This window comes from Shewanella sp. SM74 (assembly GCF_025653725.1).
Lineage (GTDB): Bacteria > Pseudomonadota > Gammaproteobacteria > Enterobacterales > Shewanellaceae > Shewanella > Shewanella oncorhynchi.
On sequence record NZ_JAKKRZ010000048.1, the window covers coordinates 1 to 17,149 of the forward strand.

12 protein-coding genes and 3 pseudogenes are annotated in these 17,149 nt (G+C 44.9%); 11 read left to right on the forward strand and 4 right to left on the reverse strand.

Annotation, left to right across the window (positions count from 1 at the left end):
* Window positions 1–229, forward strand: a pseudogene (locus tag L5M49_RS23645) (group II intron reverse transcriptase/maturase); the annotation flags it as partial.
* Window positions 230–318: 89 nt separating this feature from the next.
* On the opposite strand, the gene L5M49_RS23650 reads toward L5M49_RS23645, so the two are convergent.
* Window positions 319–729, reverse strand: a complete 411-nt coding sequence (locus L5M49_RS23650) for a nucleotidyltransferase substrate binding protein (RefSeq protein ID WP_263172638.1) — start codon at window positions 727–729, stop codon at window positions 319–321.
* On the reverse strand, window positions 716–1,072 hold the full coding sequence (locus tag L5M49_RS23655) for a nucleotidyltransferase domain-containing protein (RefSeq protein ID WP_263172640.1): 357 nt from the start codon (window positions 1,070–1,072) through the stop codon (window positions 716–718). The genes L5M49_RS23650 and L5M49_RS23655 overlap by 14 nt, the downstream gene beginning before the upstream one ends.
* A gap of 555 nt (window positions 1,073–1,627) precedes the next feature.
* On the opposite strand from L5M49_RS23655, the gene L5M49_RS23660 reads away from it, so the two are divergent.
* Window positions 1,628–1,843, forward strand: a complete 216-nt coding sequence (locus L5M49_RS23660) for an antitoxin Xre/MbcA/ParS toxin-binding domain-containing protein (RefSeq protein ID WP_140906931.1) — start codon at window positions 1,628–1,630, stop codon at window positions 1,841–1,843.
* A 158-nt stretch (window positions 1,844–2,001) separates the two neighbouring features.
* Here the strand turns inward: L5M49_RS23660 and L5M49_RS23665 are convergent, their stop codons facing one another.
* Window positions 2,002–3,582, reverse strand: a complete 1,581-nt coding sequence (locus L5M49_RS23665) for a methyl-accepting chemotaxis protein (RefSeq protein WP_263149244.1) — start codon at window positions 3,580–3,582, stop codon at window positions 2,002–2,004.
* Between the two features lie 102 nt (window positions 3,583–3,684).
* Between L5M49_RS23665 and L5M49_RS23670 the strand changes: the two are divergent.
* The 9 genes and pseudogenes from L5M49_RS23670 to L5M49_RS23720 all read left to right on the forward strand — a co-directional run bounded on the left by L5M49_RS23670 (window position 3,685) and on the right by L5M49_RS23720 (window position 16,034).
* Window positions 3,685–4,956 (forward strand): annotated as a pseudogene (locus tag L5M49_RS23670) (IS4 family transposase).
* 326 nt (window positions 4,957–5,282) lie between these two features.
* Window positions 5,283–6,846: pseudogene (gene istA / locus L5M49_RS25365) on the forward strand (IS21 family transposase).
* Window positions 6,847–6,856: 10 nt separating this feature from the next.
* Window positions 6,857–7,603 (forward strand): IS21-like element helper ATPase IstB, encoded by a 747-nt coding sequence (istB, locus tag L5M49_RS23685; protein WP_106651310.1) that lies wholly within the window; start codon window positions 6,857–6,859, stop codon window positions 7,601–7,603.
* A 134-nt stretch (window positions 7,604–7,737) separates the two neighbouring features.
* Complete coding sequence (locus L5M49_RS23690) at window positions 7,738–10,281, forward strand: EAL domain-containing protein (RefSeq protein ID WP_263149249.1); 2,544 nt, start codon at window positions 7,738–7,740, stop codon at window positions 10,279–10,281.
* A gap of 50 nt (window positions 10,282–10,331) precedes the next feature.
* Window positions 10,332–11,651: a methyl-accepting chemotaxis protein gene (locus tag L5M49_RS25295; protein WP_262917206.1), complete on the forward strand. Its 1,320-nt coding sequence runs from the start codon at window positions 10,332–10,334 to the stop codon at window positions 11,649–11,651.
* Between the two features lie 1,791 nt (window positions 11,652–13,442).
* Window positions 13,443–14,366 (forward strand): hypothetical protein, encoded by a 924-nt coding sequence (locus L5M49_RS23705; RefSeq protein ID WP_263266929.1) that lies wholly within the window; start codon window positions 13,443–13,445, stop codon window positions 14,364–14,366.
* Window positions 14,359–15,270 carry a hypothetical protein gene (locus L5M49_RS23710; RefSeq protein WP_263266930.1) on the forward strand — a complete coding sequence of 304 codons (912 nt, stop codon included), beginning with the start codon at window positions 14,359–14,361 and terminating at the stop codon, window positions 15,268–15,270. Before L5M49_RS23705 ends, L5M49_RS23710 begins: the two co-directional genes overlap by 8 nt.
* 62 nt (window positions 15,271–15,332) lie before the next feature.
* A complete protein-coding gene (locus L5M49_RS23715) occupies window positions 15,333–15,665 on the forward strand; it encodes a hypothetical protein (RefSeq protein WP_088213178.1) in 333 nt (110 codons plus the stop codon).
* 45 nt (window positions 15,666–15,710) lie between these two features.
* Window positions 15,711–16,034 carry a hypothetical protein gene (locus L5M49_RS23720; RefSeq protein ID WP_088213179.1) on the forward strand — a complete coding sequence of 108 codons (324 nt, stop codon included), beginning with the start codon at window positions 15,711–15,713 and terminating at the stop codon, window positions 16,032–16,034.
* Window positions 16,035–16,377: 343 nt separating this feature from the next.
* Here L5M49_RS23720 and L5M49_RS23725 read toward each other — a convergent pair whose 3' ends face one another.
* A complete protein-coding gene (locus tag L5M49_RS23725) occupies window positions 16,378–16,989 on the reverse strand; it encodes a hypothetical protein (protein ID WP_218737387.1) in 612 nt (203 codons plus the stop codon).
* Window positions 16,990–17,149 lie beyond the last annotated feature (160 nt).

Consider the following 17,149-nt stretch of genomic DNA (forward strand, 5'->3'; position numbering starts at 1 on the left):
CTGGCGTCAGTGGCGAAAACCGCGGACTAAGGTACAAAACTTACTTAAACGTGGCGTCAGGATCCAAGCTGCCGTTGCTTGTGGGATCACAAGTAAAGGCCCATGGCGGAGCTCGAAAACACCAGGAATACAGCAAGCGCTGAGTAATGAGTATCTTAAGAAAGCAGGATTGTATTCACTGAGAGATGGATGGATCGCGGTTCACTATCCGAACCAGAAAACAGGTTAGGCGTTCTAAATGAACCGCCCGGTGCGGAGCCGCATGCAGGGTGGTGTGGGGGCTGGAGGCTAGATACCTCCGGCTACCCGATTAGGTGATTAATTTGATAAACTACTATACCTATTCTCAAGAAATTCAAGCAGATCTTTAATTGGGGTGAACAACTCACCAATCTCATCGTAGTATTCATCAATGAAATCATCATCAAGATATTCGTGAGATGATTTATTTCTATGATCTAGAAGGTCTTGCCATACAATTTCACCACTTAACCAACCTGCAGCAAAACCTTCGACCATTGTTTCTCTAGGGCTATTTGGATGAATTCCTTCGTATTTCAACCCTCTTTTGAGGGTTTTCCAAACCAGCTCTACGACAGTTTCAAAACGCTGAATTGTTCCTTCAACTACCAACTCACGATCTCTCGGAATTTGCAATGCCTGTTCAAGTTTATCTACAGCTTTACGCAGATTACCCAAGCTATCCAGCAACTTCCTAGGATTGCTCATATATTACTTCTCCATCATCATAAATTCTTTTCTGCAGTCGTTCAGGGTTACTCAAGAAGTTTACAATTGAAATTCTAAAAACAACTCTTACGTCATGAATAGCCTTCGCTCGTAACATCACCCAGTCAGCTTTAGTAAAAGATGGCGCGACGACTGCCAAATCAATATCTGAATATTTGTCATAGTCACCGCATGCTCTTGAACCAAAAATAATTAGTTTTTCAACAGAGTCTCTTTGACTTAGTTCATCGAGAAACTTAATAGCCTCGATTGGTAGAGGGCTAATTTTACGCAAATTGACTTGCAAATGAACTCCTTCACCTAAAATTTTATTAGTGCGCATGCGCGTTTACCTCGTTGGACCAGTGAAAACGCGCACGGTTAACTATCTGTATGCAAAGAACTTATCAGCTTTCTGCCAAATACACCATCAGGAAAAACGCGCATGCGCGTTTTCCGAACCTATTAACTAAAATTCAGTTACTATATTCACCTGATTTTATAGAGTTTTATATATTTCGGATAGAATTAGTGCGCACTGATTTTGTCTGAAAATCATACCAAAACACCTAAATTTAAATACGACTGTATACCCATACATTGTTAGTCGCTTTACGTTAGGTCCAAACATTAGGTAAATGGATGAGATTTTGTATGGCAACAAGAGTAGGAGTTTTCTATTGAGCCAACAAACCGAAACAAGGAATGGGGCAAAAATGTGCTAACTCTTAATCCGCACATTCACCAAAAGAGCCAAAAAATATCAAACTATTATATAAATGATCAAACATTATTAAGAATTATCAAACTATTATATAAACGCACACCTGTGAGCGGGATAAAAAGGCCACCCGGATTTATGCTTTAAAACAACCCATCTGCCAAACGTGGAAAAGGTATGCAAATGCAGCATAATCAAGCTTGTTCAAAAGCACAGCTCGAGCAGGAGCTAAATGCCTTCTTTGACAATGACACCGCCAAGATAAATGAGTGGCTTGATACGCCTATTCCTAGGCTAGGCGGACAGTATCCTCGTAGTATGCTTGCAACAGACGATAAACGTGCCGAGCTTTTTCAGGTGCTGCAAGAAATGAAGTTTGGGGATATGGCTTAAAGTCAGCTAAGAGCGAGTTGCGGACGCTCACAACATGCGCTCACGAAAAAACGAATCTCGGCTTTGTCTTGAAACCTGACATTCAGTCAGCCTGTGCTCGGATAAGTATGCCTGCAGCTCCTGTTCCGAGCGATAAATCAGGTTTAGGGTGCGCATGGCTAGATCCCTTGCTGTATCGCCCAGAACTGATTGGTTAGCTGATCCAATCTTCTGGTGATATTGACCGTCTTTTCGGCAACCTTTCCGCTTAATTTAACGGCATCGAGGTTTTCCTGCGCATTACTTTTTATAATAAGCACGCTTTCACTGACCGAGTTTACCACCGACGTTTGTTCATTTACTGCCCGCGCAATTTGCTCGCTCATGCGGGAAATCGTGCTAATCGCATTCAGGATATTTTCCAGAGCCTGCGCCGTGGCATGGCTTTTTGCCACACTCTGTTCCGCTGCCGCTTCACCGGATCGCATGGCACTGACGGCTTGTCGGACACCACTTTGTAATTGCTCAATGACGCCGCGGATCTCTTTAGTGGATTCTTGGGTGCGATTGGCCAAAGAGCGCACTTCATCGGCAACAACCGCGAAGCCCCGGCCAAGCTCACCTGCTCGTGCAGCTTCAATGGCTGCGTTTAACGCCAACAAATTAGTCTGGTCGGCAATGGCGAGAATAACGTCGAGGATTTTTTCAATTTCATTGCTGCTTATGGCAACGTTATTGATGACCTGCGACGCCGAGTGAATGAGACGTTTCAATTCATTAATGGTGCTGGCATTTTCATCAACAACCTGTTTGCCGGAGTTGGCAATTGCCAGTCCGTCAGCAGAGGCGGTAGAAGTTTCGGCTGCGTTGATGGATACGCTTTGGATACTCACGGCCATCTGTTCCATTGCCGTTGCAACCTGCTCTGTTTGTTCAAACTGACGTAAGGTGCCATTTTCAGATTGTGTTACGGCAGCACTTAAACTTTGGGCATTTTCACTTAAGGTTGACGACATATCATTGATGCGGCCAATTAATGCCGCGTTCTCAGACTCAAGTTTTTTAACCGCCAGTAACAAAGTCCCGGCTTCATCATTTCGACCGGTGTAGACGTAGCGCGCGACCTTATCTTCAGAAATGGTTTTGAGTTTCGTTAATGCGAGCAGTAAAGGTTGGCTAAAGACGAAGACTGCGGCGCTGACAACAAAGGTACTAAAAATTGTGGCTAATAGTACGAGTAAGGCGGAGTAGTTTAAGAGATAAACCAGTACCGGCAATAGTAAGCCGGCAAAGAGTGTAATCAATATTTTGGCGGGCAGCGATAGTGAATCGCCCAGCTTGCGTAAAGATTTTCCAGCCTGGATGGCGGCGTAAACTTCTTCTGCCCGAGTAATAAATTCAGGCTTTGCTTTACGCCTTACCGATTGATATTCCTCGGTTCTGCCATTCTTTTTAATCGGCGTTGCATAAGCATCAACCCAGTAATGGTCACCGTTTTTACAGCGATTTTTGACAATACCCATCCAGGATTTTTCGGCGCGTAAATCAGCCCAAAACATTTTAAATACGGCGGGTGGCATATCAGGGTGGCGGACAATGTGGTGGTTCTGACCTTTTAGCTCTTCTTTGCTGAAGCCGCTGATATCAATAAAGTCTTTGTTAATATAAGTGATTTTGCCATCAAGATTAGTGGTCGATAGAATATTGGCTTGGGCAGAAAAACGCTGCTCCACGCCGGTGACCGGTAAATTCTGTTTCATATTGGGTCCACCTACGTATGATCTTTAGGATTTGAAAAGGTGCTTCATTCGTGATCTAATTGATTTTGCGAATAAAAAAGATCACCTTTGCAGGCAAAACGAATGAAGCACGAACAAGATAGCCCATTCTTAAACGCTTTTGAACGACTTTTTTCTCCAGATGAGCTTGATACGCTTGGGCAAAAACCGGATTTATGAAACGTCGTCGCCAGGTCACGCCGCATAAGTTCTGCATGGCGTTGGTCAGCGCCCTTGGCTCTGGGACTACGAATTCTATTACCGATATCCACCGTCAATTTAATCATATGCACTTCACCAACATACAGCTAAAACCTTTTCATAAACAGTTGGTTAAAATGGCTGCGCCTGAGTTTATGCGTGAAGTGTTTGAAAAAGCACTGGCTGTGCATCTTCCAGATATGCTTACTCTGCGAGAGAAGTATAAAGACGTTTTTGAACGTATTATTTTGCAAGATGGCACCAGTTTCGCGGTGCATGGCGACTTAATGCACTATTTTCCAGGCCGTTTTAACGTACACAACCCTGCTGCGGTTGAGTTGCATGTCACCTATGATGTGTTCAAAGGACAACCACAGCGCGTAAGCCTGACCGAAGATATTGCGCCAGAGCGGGAGTATTTGCCATCAGCCTCATCCTTAGCTGGTTGCTTATTTATGGCAGATGCGGGTTATTTTTCAAAGGCTTATGTCCAGGAATTGCAAGACGCCAGCGCTTTTTTCATCATCCGCATGAGCAACAGCGTGAATCCAATGGCCGGTTGCAACAAAAGCCAGCAGGCAAAACCGCTGAAATCATGGCTAAAAGAATTACCCGGTACAGGTGCGTTGGATTTAGACGTGCATTGGCCGGATGGTCCAATTTATCGTTGTGTGGCATTTGCCGCATTAGATCACAAAAAAAGACATGTTTTGGTGTGCACCAACCTTGATCGGCAACCGTTTCCCGCAGAAGTTGTCGGCGACCTCTACCGTGTCCGCTGGCAGATTGAACTGCTATTCAAAGAATGGAAGTCGATGAATAATTTGAATAAATTCGACACATATCATCCAACAATAGTCGAAACGCTGATCTGGGGAAGCTTGCTTGTGGCAACCTTAAAACGGTGGCTTATCAACGCGGCACAACAAAAGTATAACCGGGTGATTTCACTGTTTACCGGTGCAAAATCAGCCCATATCTGGTGGTTTACCCTTTTGTTTAGATATTGCCAGAAGCCATGGCGCAGATTTAGTGACGGCCATAAATGAAGCATTGGCATTTTTAGCACAACGTTGCCAGCGTCAGAATTTGAAGAGGGATCAAAAAAACGGGGTGTTTAAAATGCTAACTAATCTAAATATATCAGCAGCTTAAGCTCTTAAGGACATACGTATGAGCAAAATCATTTTCATGCTCAAACGCGATACGAAGATCCGTTAAGTAGTAAGCCTCTGGATACTCAGGAACCAAATTGCGAATTTCGGGGTCGTCCGGCCACTCATTTCGGTGTGAACCGGCCAGTCATTTCGGTATCGTCCGGCCACCTGTTTCGGTGTGAACCGGCCAGTAGTTTCGGTATCGTCCGGCCACCTCTTTCGGTGTGATCCGGTCAGTCGTTTCGGTATCATCCGGCCATCTTTTTCTTTCTTCGTTTCAGGTGCTGCGGCATAACTGGGGTTTCCCTGTCAGCCGGAGCTTGTATGACACGCAAAAAGAAATTGATGAGAACCGATATGAGAACTTATCTGGAAGTGTTCCGGCTGTGTTTTGACGATCAGCTGTCCCACCGCCAAATTGCCCTTGCCCTGGGCATTGGCCGCTCGACTGTGACTGATTTAATTGCCCGCTTTAATAACCTCAACCTTGCATGGCCTCTCGCCCCAGAGGTGTCCTTAAATACCCTTGATCAGGCTCTGTTGCCAGGACGTGATTACCAGACCAAACGGGTCTTGCCCGACTGGTTACGTATCGATTTGGAGTTAAAAGATCCGAAGCTAACCAAGCAGTTATTGTGGCAGGAGTACCAAGCTGAACATGGCCGCGCAGCGCTGGGATATACCCAATTCTGCGAACATTATCGCCGCTGGAAAGGCTCGCAGCGCCGTTCGATGCGCCAACAGCATTATGCAGGCGAGAAACTCTTTATCGATTTCTGTGGCCCCACGGTGCCCATTGTCGACCCGCGCACTGGCGAAATCCGCAAAGCCGCCATCTTCGTGGCCACCTTAGGTGCATCCAATTACACCTATATCGAAGCCTGTGCCGGGCAGGATCAGCAGTCCTGGCTGATGGCCAACAGCCGTTGCCTGAGCTTTTTAGGCGGTGTGCCGACCTTATTGGTGCCGGATAATCTCAAGGCTGCTGTGGCCAAAGCTGACAAGTTTGAGCCGTCCATCAACAGTGATTACCAGGCACTGGCGCGACATTACCGATGCACCGTCATGCCTGCGCGTCCTTATAAACCAAAGGATAAAACCAAAGGATAAAAGCAAAGTAGAAGGTGCTGTGCTGATTGTTGAGCGCTGGGTATTAGCGCGGCTTCGCCACCAGATCTTTTACTCGCTGGAGGCACTGAATCAGGCGATCCGATTGCTGAATCACCAGCTAAACGAGCGGCCAATGAAAGCTTATAACGGATTAAGCCGTAAAGACTTGTTCCAACAAATTGACCAGCCTGCGCTCAAAGCGCTGCCTGCATTCCCGTATGAATACACCGAATACAAAGTGGCCAAAGTGGGACCGGATTACCACCTGCAGTTCGATAAACATTACTACTCGGTACCGCATGCCTTGTGCGGTGAGCGGCTGGAAATACAGGCCACTGCCACCATGATCTGGGTGCATCACAAAGGCCAGTGTGTGGCGCAGCATGTGCGAAGTAGCAAAGCCTTCGGTCAAACCTCGGAGTTATCACACTTGCCACCAGCCCACGCCGCGCATCAGGAATGGGGGCCAGAGCGATTAAGGCAATGGGCAGAGAAAATAGGGCCGGATACGCTAGGCGTGGTGCTGGCGATAGAGAAGCGTAAAGCTCATCCGGTCTTGGCACAGCGCACCTGTCTGGCACTGCTTGGCCTGCAAAAAAGTTATGGCAGCAAACGGCTGGAACGCGCCTGCGGCATGGCACTGCAACAACAGGCGACGTTCACCGGCTTTATTAAAAACTTGCTGAAAAACGGCTTCGATCAAACTCAACCTGACACCGAAAGTAGCGCCCCAGCACTTATACACACCAACTTACGTGGTCCTCACCACTACCAATAAGGACAGAATAATGGATCTGATCATGACACAATTACGCCAGCTGAAAATGGCGGCGATGGCCAAAGCTCTGGAGCTGCAACGGCAAAATCCGCATAACTACAACGGCTTGAGCTTCGAAGAACGATTGGGCTTATTGGTGGAGCAAGAGCAGTTCTCACGCGACAACACCCGCCTGATGAGGCTGCGCAAAGATGCTGGGCTGCGACTTCGGGCCAGTCCGGAGGAGCTGAAATACCCGGCACGACGCGGCATACGACCAGAGCAACTGACCCCCCTGCTGCAAGGGCATCACCTGAACTACGGCCAAAACGTACTCATCACGGGAGCAACAGGCTGCGGCAAAACCTATTTGGCCTGTGCGTTGGGAGAACAAGCGTGCAGACAGAATAAAAAGGTGAGGTACTACCGACTGGGTCGCCTGATGGAAGCGTTGAAACTGGGGCATGCCGATGGCAGTTATTTAAAGCAATTAAGCCAGTTGCAAAAGCTGGACCTATTGATCCTGGACGACTGGGGGTTAGAAGGATTTAAGGGTAAACAAATCAGCGATCTGCTGGATGTGATTGAAGACAGATACGAGCAACGCAGCACAGTGATCGTTAGCCAATTACCGGTCAGTGAATGGTATGGACTCATGGAAAATCCGACGGTAGCAGATGCGCTGTTAGACCGATTGATCCACAACGCCCATCGACTGGAATTAACAGGAGAATCGCAACGGAAAAAAAGTCTGGCTGAACCAGCGGAAGTAAGTTAAAAAGTGAGGGGTTACGAAGAAAAGATCAGATGGCCGGACGATACCGAAACAGCTGGCCGGACAAACCGAAATACGCACATGATGGTCTTTTTGCAAAATAAAGTTTTTAACTGATAGCTTTGTAAGGAAATAAAATGCCAATTGCACGTAATCTGTCAGACATATTTATTCAAACTCTTGAGCAGGCTATAGACAGTGTCGTCGTCATTGACTCTCAAAACTGTATAGTCCTGTTCAACGCAGCTGCTGAAAAGTTGTGGGGGTATTCCAGGGATGAAGTGATTGGGGAAAACGTAAAAATTTTGGTACCTCTGCATATCCGACCAGAACATGACAGTTACATCAATGCAAATAGAACAACCGGAATTAACAAAATTGTAGGGACTAGTCGAGATGTACCAATTCACCGTAAAGATGGCGGTTGTCGCTGGGGTGCAATGTCTATCTCGAAGGTAGAGAGCGAGGGGCAAATTCTCTATACAGCCTTTATTAAAGAAGTAACTCAGCAGTATTACGAAAAAGAAAAGTTACGGCTTTTATCTCTGGTGACAGACCAAACGGACAGTGCAATTATTATCACTGACGGACAATGGAAGATTATTTATGTAAACGCTGGATTTGAAAAAGTGTTCGGCTACACGGCAAAAGAGGTTGAAGGACTTCATCCTACGGCTTTACTTACTCCGAATTTATCTCAGACCTCAATAGCCAAAGTGCATGAAAAATTGCTTAATGGGCTGCCCGTTAAGTCGGAAGAGTTGACACATGTAAAGAGTGGCGAGCGGATCTGGAGCAGCATCACTGTCAATCCCATTCTTGATGATCATAATAGCTTGACGTATACGGTGAGTATTCTTTCTGATATCACAGGCGCGAAAATGCATGAAGTTATGCAACATTGCATTCTCGATGCGATGGCCAGAGAAGAGCCTCTTGAGAACTTGATGGAAATTGCGTGTCGAGAAATTGAGCGTATAGCTCCTGAAATTATAGCAGCGGTGCTTCAGGTTGATGATGAAAATAAGTTACACCCTCTAGCAGCACCTAGCCTGGAACAGGCTTATAAAAACGTGCTCGAAGGAATGCCAATAGGCGAGTGTGTAGGAACCTCCGGCACGGCGGCGTTTCGCGGAGAAACGGTTGTAGTAAGTGATATTGAAACCGATCCGTTATGGATGGACCTTCGAGCGGACATTCTTCCTCTAGGCATCAAAAGTTGCTGGGCTACCCCCATTAAAAACAGCAAAGGGTTATGTGTTGGAACCCTGGCATTTTATTACAAAGAGAAGCGCCAACCATCAGCATTTCATCAGCGATTAGTTGAAGCCATCGTTCCATTGTGCACTTTGGCGATGGAGCGAGAAGAAAGCCGTCAGAATATACGTCAGTTAGCGTTCTATGACAGTTTAACGGAGCTTCCAAATCGCAGCTTGTTACACGCAAAGGCTGAGCATGCGCTTATTGAAGCCAAACGAAGCAAGACGACTTTAGCTGTTCTCTTTATAGATATTGATCGGTTTAAGCAGGTGAATGATTCACTTGGTCATCCCGCCGGTGATGCATTACTCCAACAATTTGCAGAGCGTTTGAGCTTTCAGCGTAGACAAACCGACATTGTTGGTCGTTTGTCCGGTGATGAGTTTGTCGTCGTCTTACCAGGATGTGAAGTGAGTAATGTCACCGAAATTATTGAGGAAATAAAGCTCAATATTTCGCAGCCTTGCAAGATCGGAGGCTCTACCTTGTCACCTTCTGCCAGCATAGGGATTAGTTTATACCCACAAGATGGCCATGACATAGGCTCACTTATCCATCGTGCAGATATGGCCATGTATCAGGCGAAGAGCACTGGTCGAGGCCGATTTAGCTTTTTTAGTCATGAACTGAATCAGTTGGCTCAAGAGCGCCAGGAGCTCGAAAATGCTTTGCGAGAAGCGATAGAAAATAACGAACTAAAACTACACTTTCAACCTCAAATAAGCATGTCTGAAGGTAGATTATATGGCGTTGAAGCGTTGGCTCGCTGGGAACATCCTAAGTTTGGAACAGTATCTCCAGCTCGCTTCATCCCACTTGCAGAAGAATGCGGGTTAATTGGAGTTCTGGGCCACTGGGCTATTAAAGAAGCCTGTCAGCAAATGGCGATCTGGAGAAGAAAAGGGATCAACATTCCTGCAATCTCCGTGAATTTGTCGCCTAGTAATTTCCATAACTTAGACTTGTGCGGAATGATAACGCAAACACTAACTCAACATAACCTGCAAGCGAGCGATTTAACATTAGAGCTGACAGAAAGTGTTTTACTCGACACAAATCCCAGCACAATGAAAGTGCTCAATGAGGTTCACGCTCAAGGGATACGCTTGGCAATGGATGATTTCGGTACCGGTTATTCGAGTTTAAGCTACTTACGCAGATTACCAATCCATGAATTAAAGTTAGACCGAAGTTTTGTACTGGATTTAGAAAATGATGCAACCAGCCGTGCTCTGAGCGATGCAGTCTTGCGGATTGGTGAAAGTTTGCAATTAAAGGTGGTCGCAGAAGGTGTTGAAGAGGAAGGTCAGTATCAGATTTTGAAGGGGCAAGGTTACCATGTTGCTCAAGGATACTTACTATCAAAACCGCTAAGCTCCATTGACTTGGAGCAATGGATCCAAAATGCAAAAACAGTCTAAATGTTCATACTATTTGCTATTGAAGTGCATTGTGTCGACGGGAGTTCGAAATGTTTTTAAATAAAAAGTTAAAGGAACAAGTTCTGCAGCTACAAGAAGAATTGTCTTCTCTGCAGCAAGTTCAAAGGAGCTTAGATAGTGAAATGTTGTCCGTAATTATGGACCCAAAAGGAAGCATAACAGCGGTTAACTCAAACTTTGAACAAGAAATGATATACAGCGGTAGTCAGTTGATGGGTAGATCGTGGCTTGAGCTTGTACCTCCTTATGCGCAAAAAACTGATCATTTCCGGCGAATGAAAGAAGCGCTCCAACAAGGTAAGCATTGGGCTGGTGCCGCTCAAGTGTACCGTGGTAATGGTGAAGAAGCCTGGTTAAGAGTGATTTTGCAACCAGTACAAGATACGAAAGGTAAAGTTCTGCATGTCTCCATCTATGCCAGTGACCTGACTAGGACAATTGAAGCATCCAAGGAGCATGAGAACCTTATTGAAGCATTACAGCGTTCTACAGCCGTGATTGAGTTTGACCTCAACGGTCATGTTATTACCGCCAATAATCGTTTTCTCAACGCTATGGGCTATGGTCTGGCACAGATCGTGGGTAAACATCACCGTCTATTTTGTACAGAGCAGGAGTATAACTCTGATCGTTATCGGTCATTCTGGGCGAAATTAAACCGAGGAGAATTTGTCGCCGAGCGCTTTCAGCGTCTGGACAGCCGTGGTGATATCGTATGGCTTGAAGCGTCTTACAATCCCATATCCGATTCACATGGAAGGCTCTATAAGATTGTGAAATTTGCGACCGTCATTACCGAACAAGTTGATCGCGAGTTAGCAGTAGCACAAGCGGCAGATGTTGCTTATGAAATTTCGCAACATACCGATGCAGCATCAGTTCGTGGCAGCGAAGTGTTAAAGGAAACGGTTACTGTGATGCAGGAGCTTTCTGAGCAAATGGAAGACGCGTCCGCCGGTATTGCCGCGTTAGATAAACAATCGCAAATTATAGGTACCATAATCAAAAGTATCAGTGGTATTGCCGACCAAACCAATTTGCTGGCATTAAATGCAGCGATTGAAGCAGCAAGAGCGGGTGAGCAGGGACGCGGTTTTGCGGTGGTGGCAGATGAAGTGCGCCATCTGGCATCTCGCACGACTAAAGCGACAGTAGAGATTATTGATGTCGTACTCCAAAACCAAAAACTAGCTGAACAAGCGGTAAAGATTATCGAACAAGGAAAGGTGCAGGCTCATCATGCGCTAGAACTCTCCGCTCAATCGGGTTCGGTGATGGTTGAGATCCAGGATGGGGCTAAGAAGGTTGTTAGTGCTGTAGGGCAATTTACCAATCACTTAGATCCATAACCGCTCCATTCCTCGTGCTATCCTTTCTTTGGAGGTAGGATTACGGACAACATTTAGCCTTAAAATCTTTGAAAAAGTAACAGATAAAACAGCGTTAGTTTATAATTCAATGAATGCGTTCAGGCCGTCAGTGTTAGCCTTTTTCTTCTGGCAGGAAGGGAGAAAGTGATCACTGATGGCCACCCAATCTTTCGAGCTGCGCCGGATATAGGTTCAATAAATGTCAAAGCACATCAGAACCTGACTAAACATAAAGCAGAATTCATATTTACCTAACTAGCCACCACAGTATTCCAAATAAGAGCATTATCTGTACCAGTCTTTATAGGTAGTTTATGCTTTACAAAACTGAACTAAAATTAAGTGTGTTTTTGACTGTCATGATAGTCATTATCAGCGAGGCAGTTTACCTAAATAAAACCCATGATTTTTGCTCGAATGAAATCTATGGAGAATATTTAGCTCCAGATAAGGTGCACAAAGCTGTTTGAATGGATAATTGTCTTTGTATAGGCTTTAGAGTTTCTCCAGGTATTTTCAAGCTCTTTCTTACGTGCATTTACTTTATCACACCAAGCAAAATAAAATTTCTTAGCTAAGTCCATCAGAACCTCTTTACTGCTAACAATTTCATCAAAAGGAAAAACCACGCTTTTAAGCAGGGACAACCCTTTTGAGTTTTTAAAATACTGCAACGCTAACGTAAAAATTCATCAATCTCAAACCTTTGGTAGCGAGTACCTAGCTATGGGACGAGCAAAGCGTGAATAAACACACCAAGTAATTTGAAAATACATATATAACATTTGACAAGATTGCATACTACTGACTGACAAATACAAACTGGTTAGTAGTTCAAAATAGACATGGATAGCACTTCCCATATAAACCATTTGGAATTTCGTGAATGTATCGAAATTTTCGAGAGCTCCGTTTCAGTTTTTGTCAGGAATGTCAGCTTTCAGTGAAAAGCGCAGATTTAATCGAAGCTTAGTGAATATCCGCTTCTGGCACAAACCCGCTATTAACGCAGCTGTTTTAAAACAACGTTCACAAGATATAGTCGGCAAGCTAGTACTGCCGGCAGTTGAGTTCAGTGTTGACGGGTGTGAACGCCCACTAATTTCCACCAAATTAAGGTTTGAATCGACCAAACTTCTTTAGTGTCGAGTGAGTTAGTAGCTATTCACCAGTTCAATTTGATACAATTTTTGTAAAGAATAACGGGCTTGAATTTGAAAATATTCAGACGAAAAAGCTCTACATTTACAAATCTTGCAATTTTCGTAAAGAATTATTGAGACTGAATTGCTTGAGAAGCCCATATATAAGGCACTCGTAGCTCATTCACTCACGAAAGTGGTTTTAGGTTTAGTGAATATAATGTGATGGCTCAAATGAGGTTTGCGACATCATTGTGGGGCAGAAAAACAGTGGTTGTGGGGGTAAGGCACGGTTTGGCTGCGTGACCTGCACCCTTGTTGGTAAAACCGATAATTCAGCTACAGGACTTTCAAAATTACCCCGCTGGAATGCGTTAGGCAGTGAAAATGCACTTCGAGTGAGGGATTACCTTTGGCGTTTAAGCAATGATATGGACGCCAGAGCCCTTCATGCTCGAGCTTACGATCCGGTCATCGGATYGCTAAGGAGTTCGCAGAGCTTGTTGCTAACGGTCGAGAAATCGAGCATGAAGGGTATCGCGACATCGCCAACGACCCTAATATCCCACCTAAGACCAAGCGATTATTTTTGGAAATGTACCGCGAGTGGGCTCAAGACCCMAAGAGCTTGAATTACCTATTTGACGAAGCACAAAGCCTGCTATTATCTTTTCGCTGGAGCATTGACGGTATCGGGGCCGCGCCATTCCGTCCTTACGCAATTTTCAAGCAATTAGAATCTGGCCAAGGCTGGATYCCTTACCCCAAACTCAACTCTGAAATGGACGATACCAGAACTCAGGTAAATCAAACCTTACCCGAGGCGGTAATGATGCCAATCCTCAAATCTGAGGTTGCAGAGGATTTTGCAAAACATCCGGTTAACCTGTTGGATTTGTGGACGCGGCCGCATGATATGTCAGACGTTTACGACGAAGACCGTAACTGCACCATCTCGCGCTTTGCTCAGCATAATGGCGATATCGTGGTGGAGTATGCGATTAATTTTGAGTTCGTGCCGGAAGGTCAGAAAACCACTTTGTCCAAYGTCAAAGAATGCTGGTTATTGACTAAGGCAGGCCTTAATCAATACCGATTTGCCTATSGCGCCGAAGGGATAAGCGTTAAGGTRAATGGCCGGACGGTCAACGAGGTAGCCAAAGCATTGCTGCTACCGTCAATTCAGCAGCAGATAGATAGCAGRGTTYGTGGTGTGCWGAATACRTTGTGTGAGCAATACGGCCCAGAAGACCATCACACCGGCTGCGAAAATCTCTGTAAGGCGTTTACGGACTCATTATCTAGTGCGCTTGGTGGAAAACAACGACAATCGCTGAATATTCCGTATCTGCAAAGCATTAGTCTACTGACAGGCTACAGGCCGGAAGCTCGTAAGACCGAAAGCGCAAACCAGTTCTCCCGCCGTGTCGTTAAAATCAGCAAACAGGGTATTGAGAAGGGCAATTCTAGGATGGTGTTTTACAAACCAAAATTGGACTGCAGATTACATGAGGCACACCAACAGACTTCTTCTTTGTTAGTATGTGGCTGAAACCTTGTTAGCTGAAGGCGTGATCACCATTAAAACGAGCTATTGGGGCCAGCTGCAAGCCATTTTAAAGCGCACACAGATATTTCAGCAGCTCGGAATGTTCAGCTTTCAGTCTATGCCTTACATCGATGTTGCGAACCATCCCCGCGCCATCGATATGACCCAGCATCGCAGGGATAAGACAGAAATCCTTAATATCATTAGAGCGGAGCGAAATGCCCAGCGCCACGGGGTTAAAACCGCCCTAACCAACGATGACACAGTAGAGCGCCTAGGACTTAATATCGAGCGCGTTATTCAGGAAGCAGGTTGGGCAGTAAGGGAAATGATAGATGGTCTTAATAGCCATTTACTCCATATAAGATTTGATACCTCAGACGTAGGGGTAACCCAGAAAGCTGGAGTGTCTAAATTGTGGCTGGCACTGATGTTCGGCGGCGTGACCCAGATTGATGATTTACTGAAACAGCTGCTATCGCCTGCTCAGCTAGTTCAACTCAAAGAGCATCCGAGCGACTACCTCAATGTCAGCAGACTCATGGCCAAGTCGTTGAATTTGATTGTCGCTGAAATTAACCGAGCAACCCATGATTGGAGCGACGCTATATCAACGCTCAAACAGCAATTATGTAAAGGCTTAACGCGGGAAGAGTACAAGGTCGCCGTCGGCTCCCTGGTGCCAGCCGACGTGTACGACCAATCCATTTTGGAGTGGTGGAAGCCAAACCCTGACAACTTCAAATTGTTGCTGGGAAAAGCGTTAGAAACAATGGAAGAGAACTTGAGCTTTATTGAGTCACTTAACCAATCGTTACAACGAGTACTGCGCCTAGCAATGCCGCAGGCAGCTAACAAGATGACTCTGGGGGCACGCTTGGCGGCATTGAAGCAGAAGGCAGCGTAAGGCAAAATTTGCGTGATTTGGACTTGGTGAGATCCTGTATTTAATTAAACAGGAGCCTTGCCATGCCCAGATTCGATTTTAAAGACCCTCTCAATCCACGTTTGGCGGAAAAGCCGCAAGTATGGCAAACGCCCTTTATCCGGCTAGCGAACCGCATCCCTCCAAGTTACCGCATCCACTTTGTAGGCGTGACTGTAGATCACCGCTTAGGCTACACCGGAAGGCGCCAATTTCACTCGCTGGCTCAGGCTCTCACTTGGGCCGAATCAATGTATGGCGATTCGTGGTCGAATAAACGCTTTACTCAGGCGTTGGATTTAGACGCGCTATTGGACTGCACCAGTCGCCCAATACCCGATAAAATTAAAAATATCCTCAAAGCCCTATTCAATTAATTCAGGGACTTGCTATGCTGGATTAACAACAGCTTAGGGGGTGAAATGGTAGAAAAGACGTTAGGCACTCTGTCTATTTTGATGATTGTTCTAGCAGTTTATGCAATGGCGGATCTAAATTGGTCGGCAATGGCGTACCCATTAGCGATATTGGGTATGATTTACACTTTCAAAAACTCCATTAAAGGTAAAGAAAATCACCCCAAGGTTAAAAACGGTTTAGCCTTAATACTGCTAGGGATGGTTTTGCCGATAGCTTTCCTTTTGATAACGCATGAATTGGCGCCTTTCGGTCTCATAATAACGATGATAATGATAATTGTCGGGGCGATTAATATTATTAAGGCTATTACTGAGACTTCTGATTAAAGCTAACCAACTAACCGTTTAAATACAGCAATCAATAACAGGGATATTAGATAAACTCTTTGTTTAAGGGGCTGCTTGCCCCTTAACGTCAATTATTCATATCAGGCATTAAAATAGTGAACAAAATCACCTGCCAATTCCTCTGTCGGTGTGTCAATTGCAATTCAGATACTCGTACTAATATCCAGTTTAATATGCACTTGTTTGTAAGCGCCTAACGAAATTATGAATGTCTCGTATGGGACATATACACGTTGCTTAGCTTCCATTTGCTTTGTTGCAAACCAATCTATGAACAACGAATGACGCAAGTAACCAATTTACTTTGATACATATTTTTTCCCTAACAATCACTTGAAGGCGTATAGGCTAGCGTACCGCTTAACGTTATCTTATCCTGCCAATAACTTTCTTTGCAGTCACGGATCATTGCGTTAGTTCCATTCATTCCAGCAATGTAACGCAACTTAAGGGCAGTATTAAAATCAACAAGAACTCCCGATAGATGTTTGCATGATTTATCGAAAAATTGCTTTTCATATATTTCCAATTCTGGCGGTAGTAACTCAATCGGCAACCCTAATGAGGTTTTTCCATTATTGCCTCTATCGGGGTTAATTGTTGTATCTTCAAACTTAACAGCATATTTCACCATCTCACTCGGCTCAAAATAAATATCCAATTTATTCAGATCAAACGGTGGATGCTGGTTTTGGTAATCCTCATATTTCGACAACTCCCCCCACTCAGAAATACTATCCAATTTATTCAGAACAAGCTTTGGCTTACGTGTTTTGTTAACCACAAAGCGGATAAAGAATCCCAGACCCACTGCTAACGAAAGCTGAATGAGTGTTTCAAAACTTAATGTAGGTAGCTCACCTAGCCCTATGATCAGCATCGTGATAAGAGCACCTAGCAACATCAAAAGTGTATCTTCTATAAATTTTTTCATAATTTTTCTCGTACTCAGCTTCGTATGATAATTTTCAACCAATTTTGCAGTTGGTTAAATTGCACTATTGACGCTTCAAACAAATGCAAACCCTAAACGTTTACAATTCTCTATGAATGTTGTCCAGAAAAGTCAAGATCCTCCTTATTTGGGACTAGAA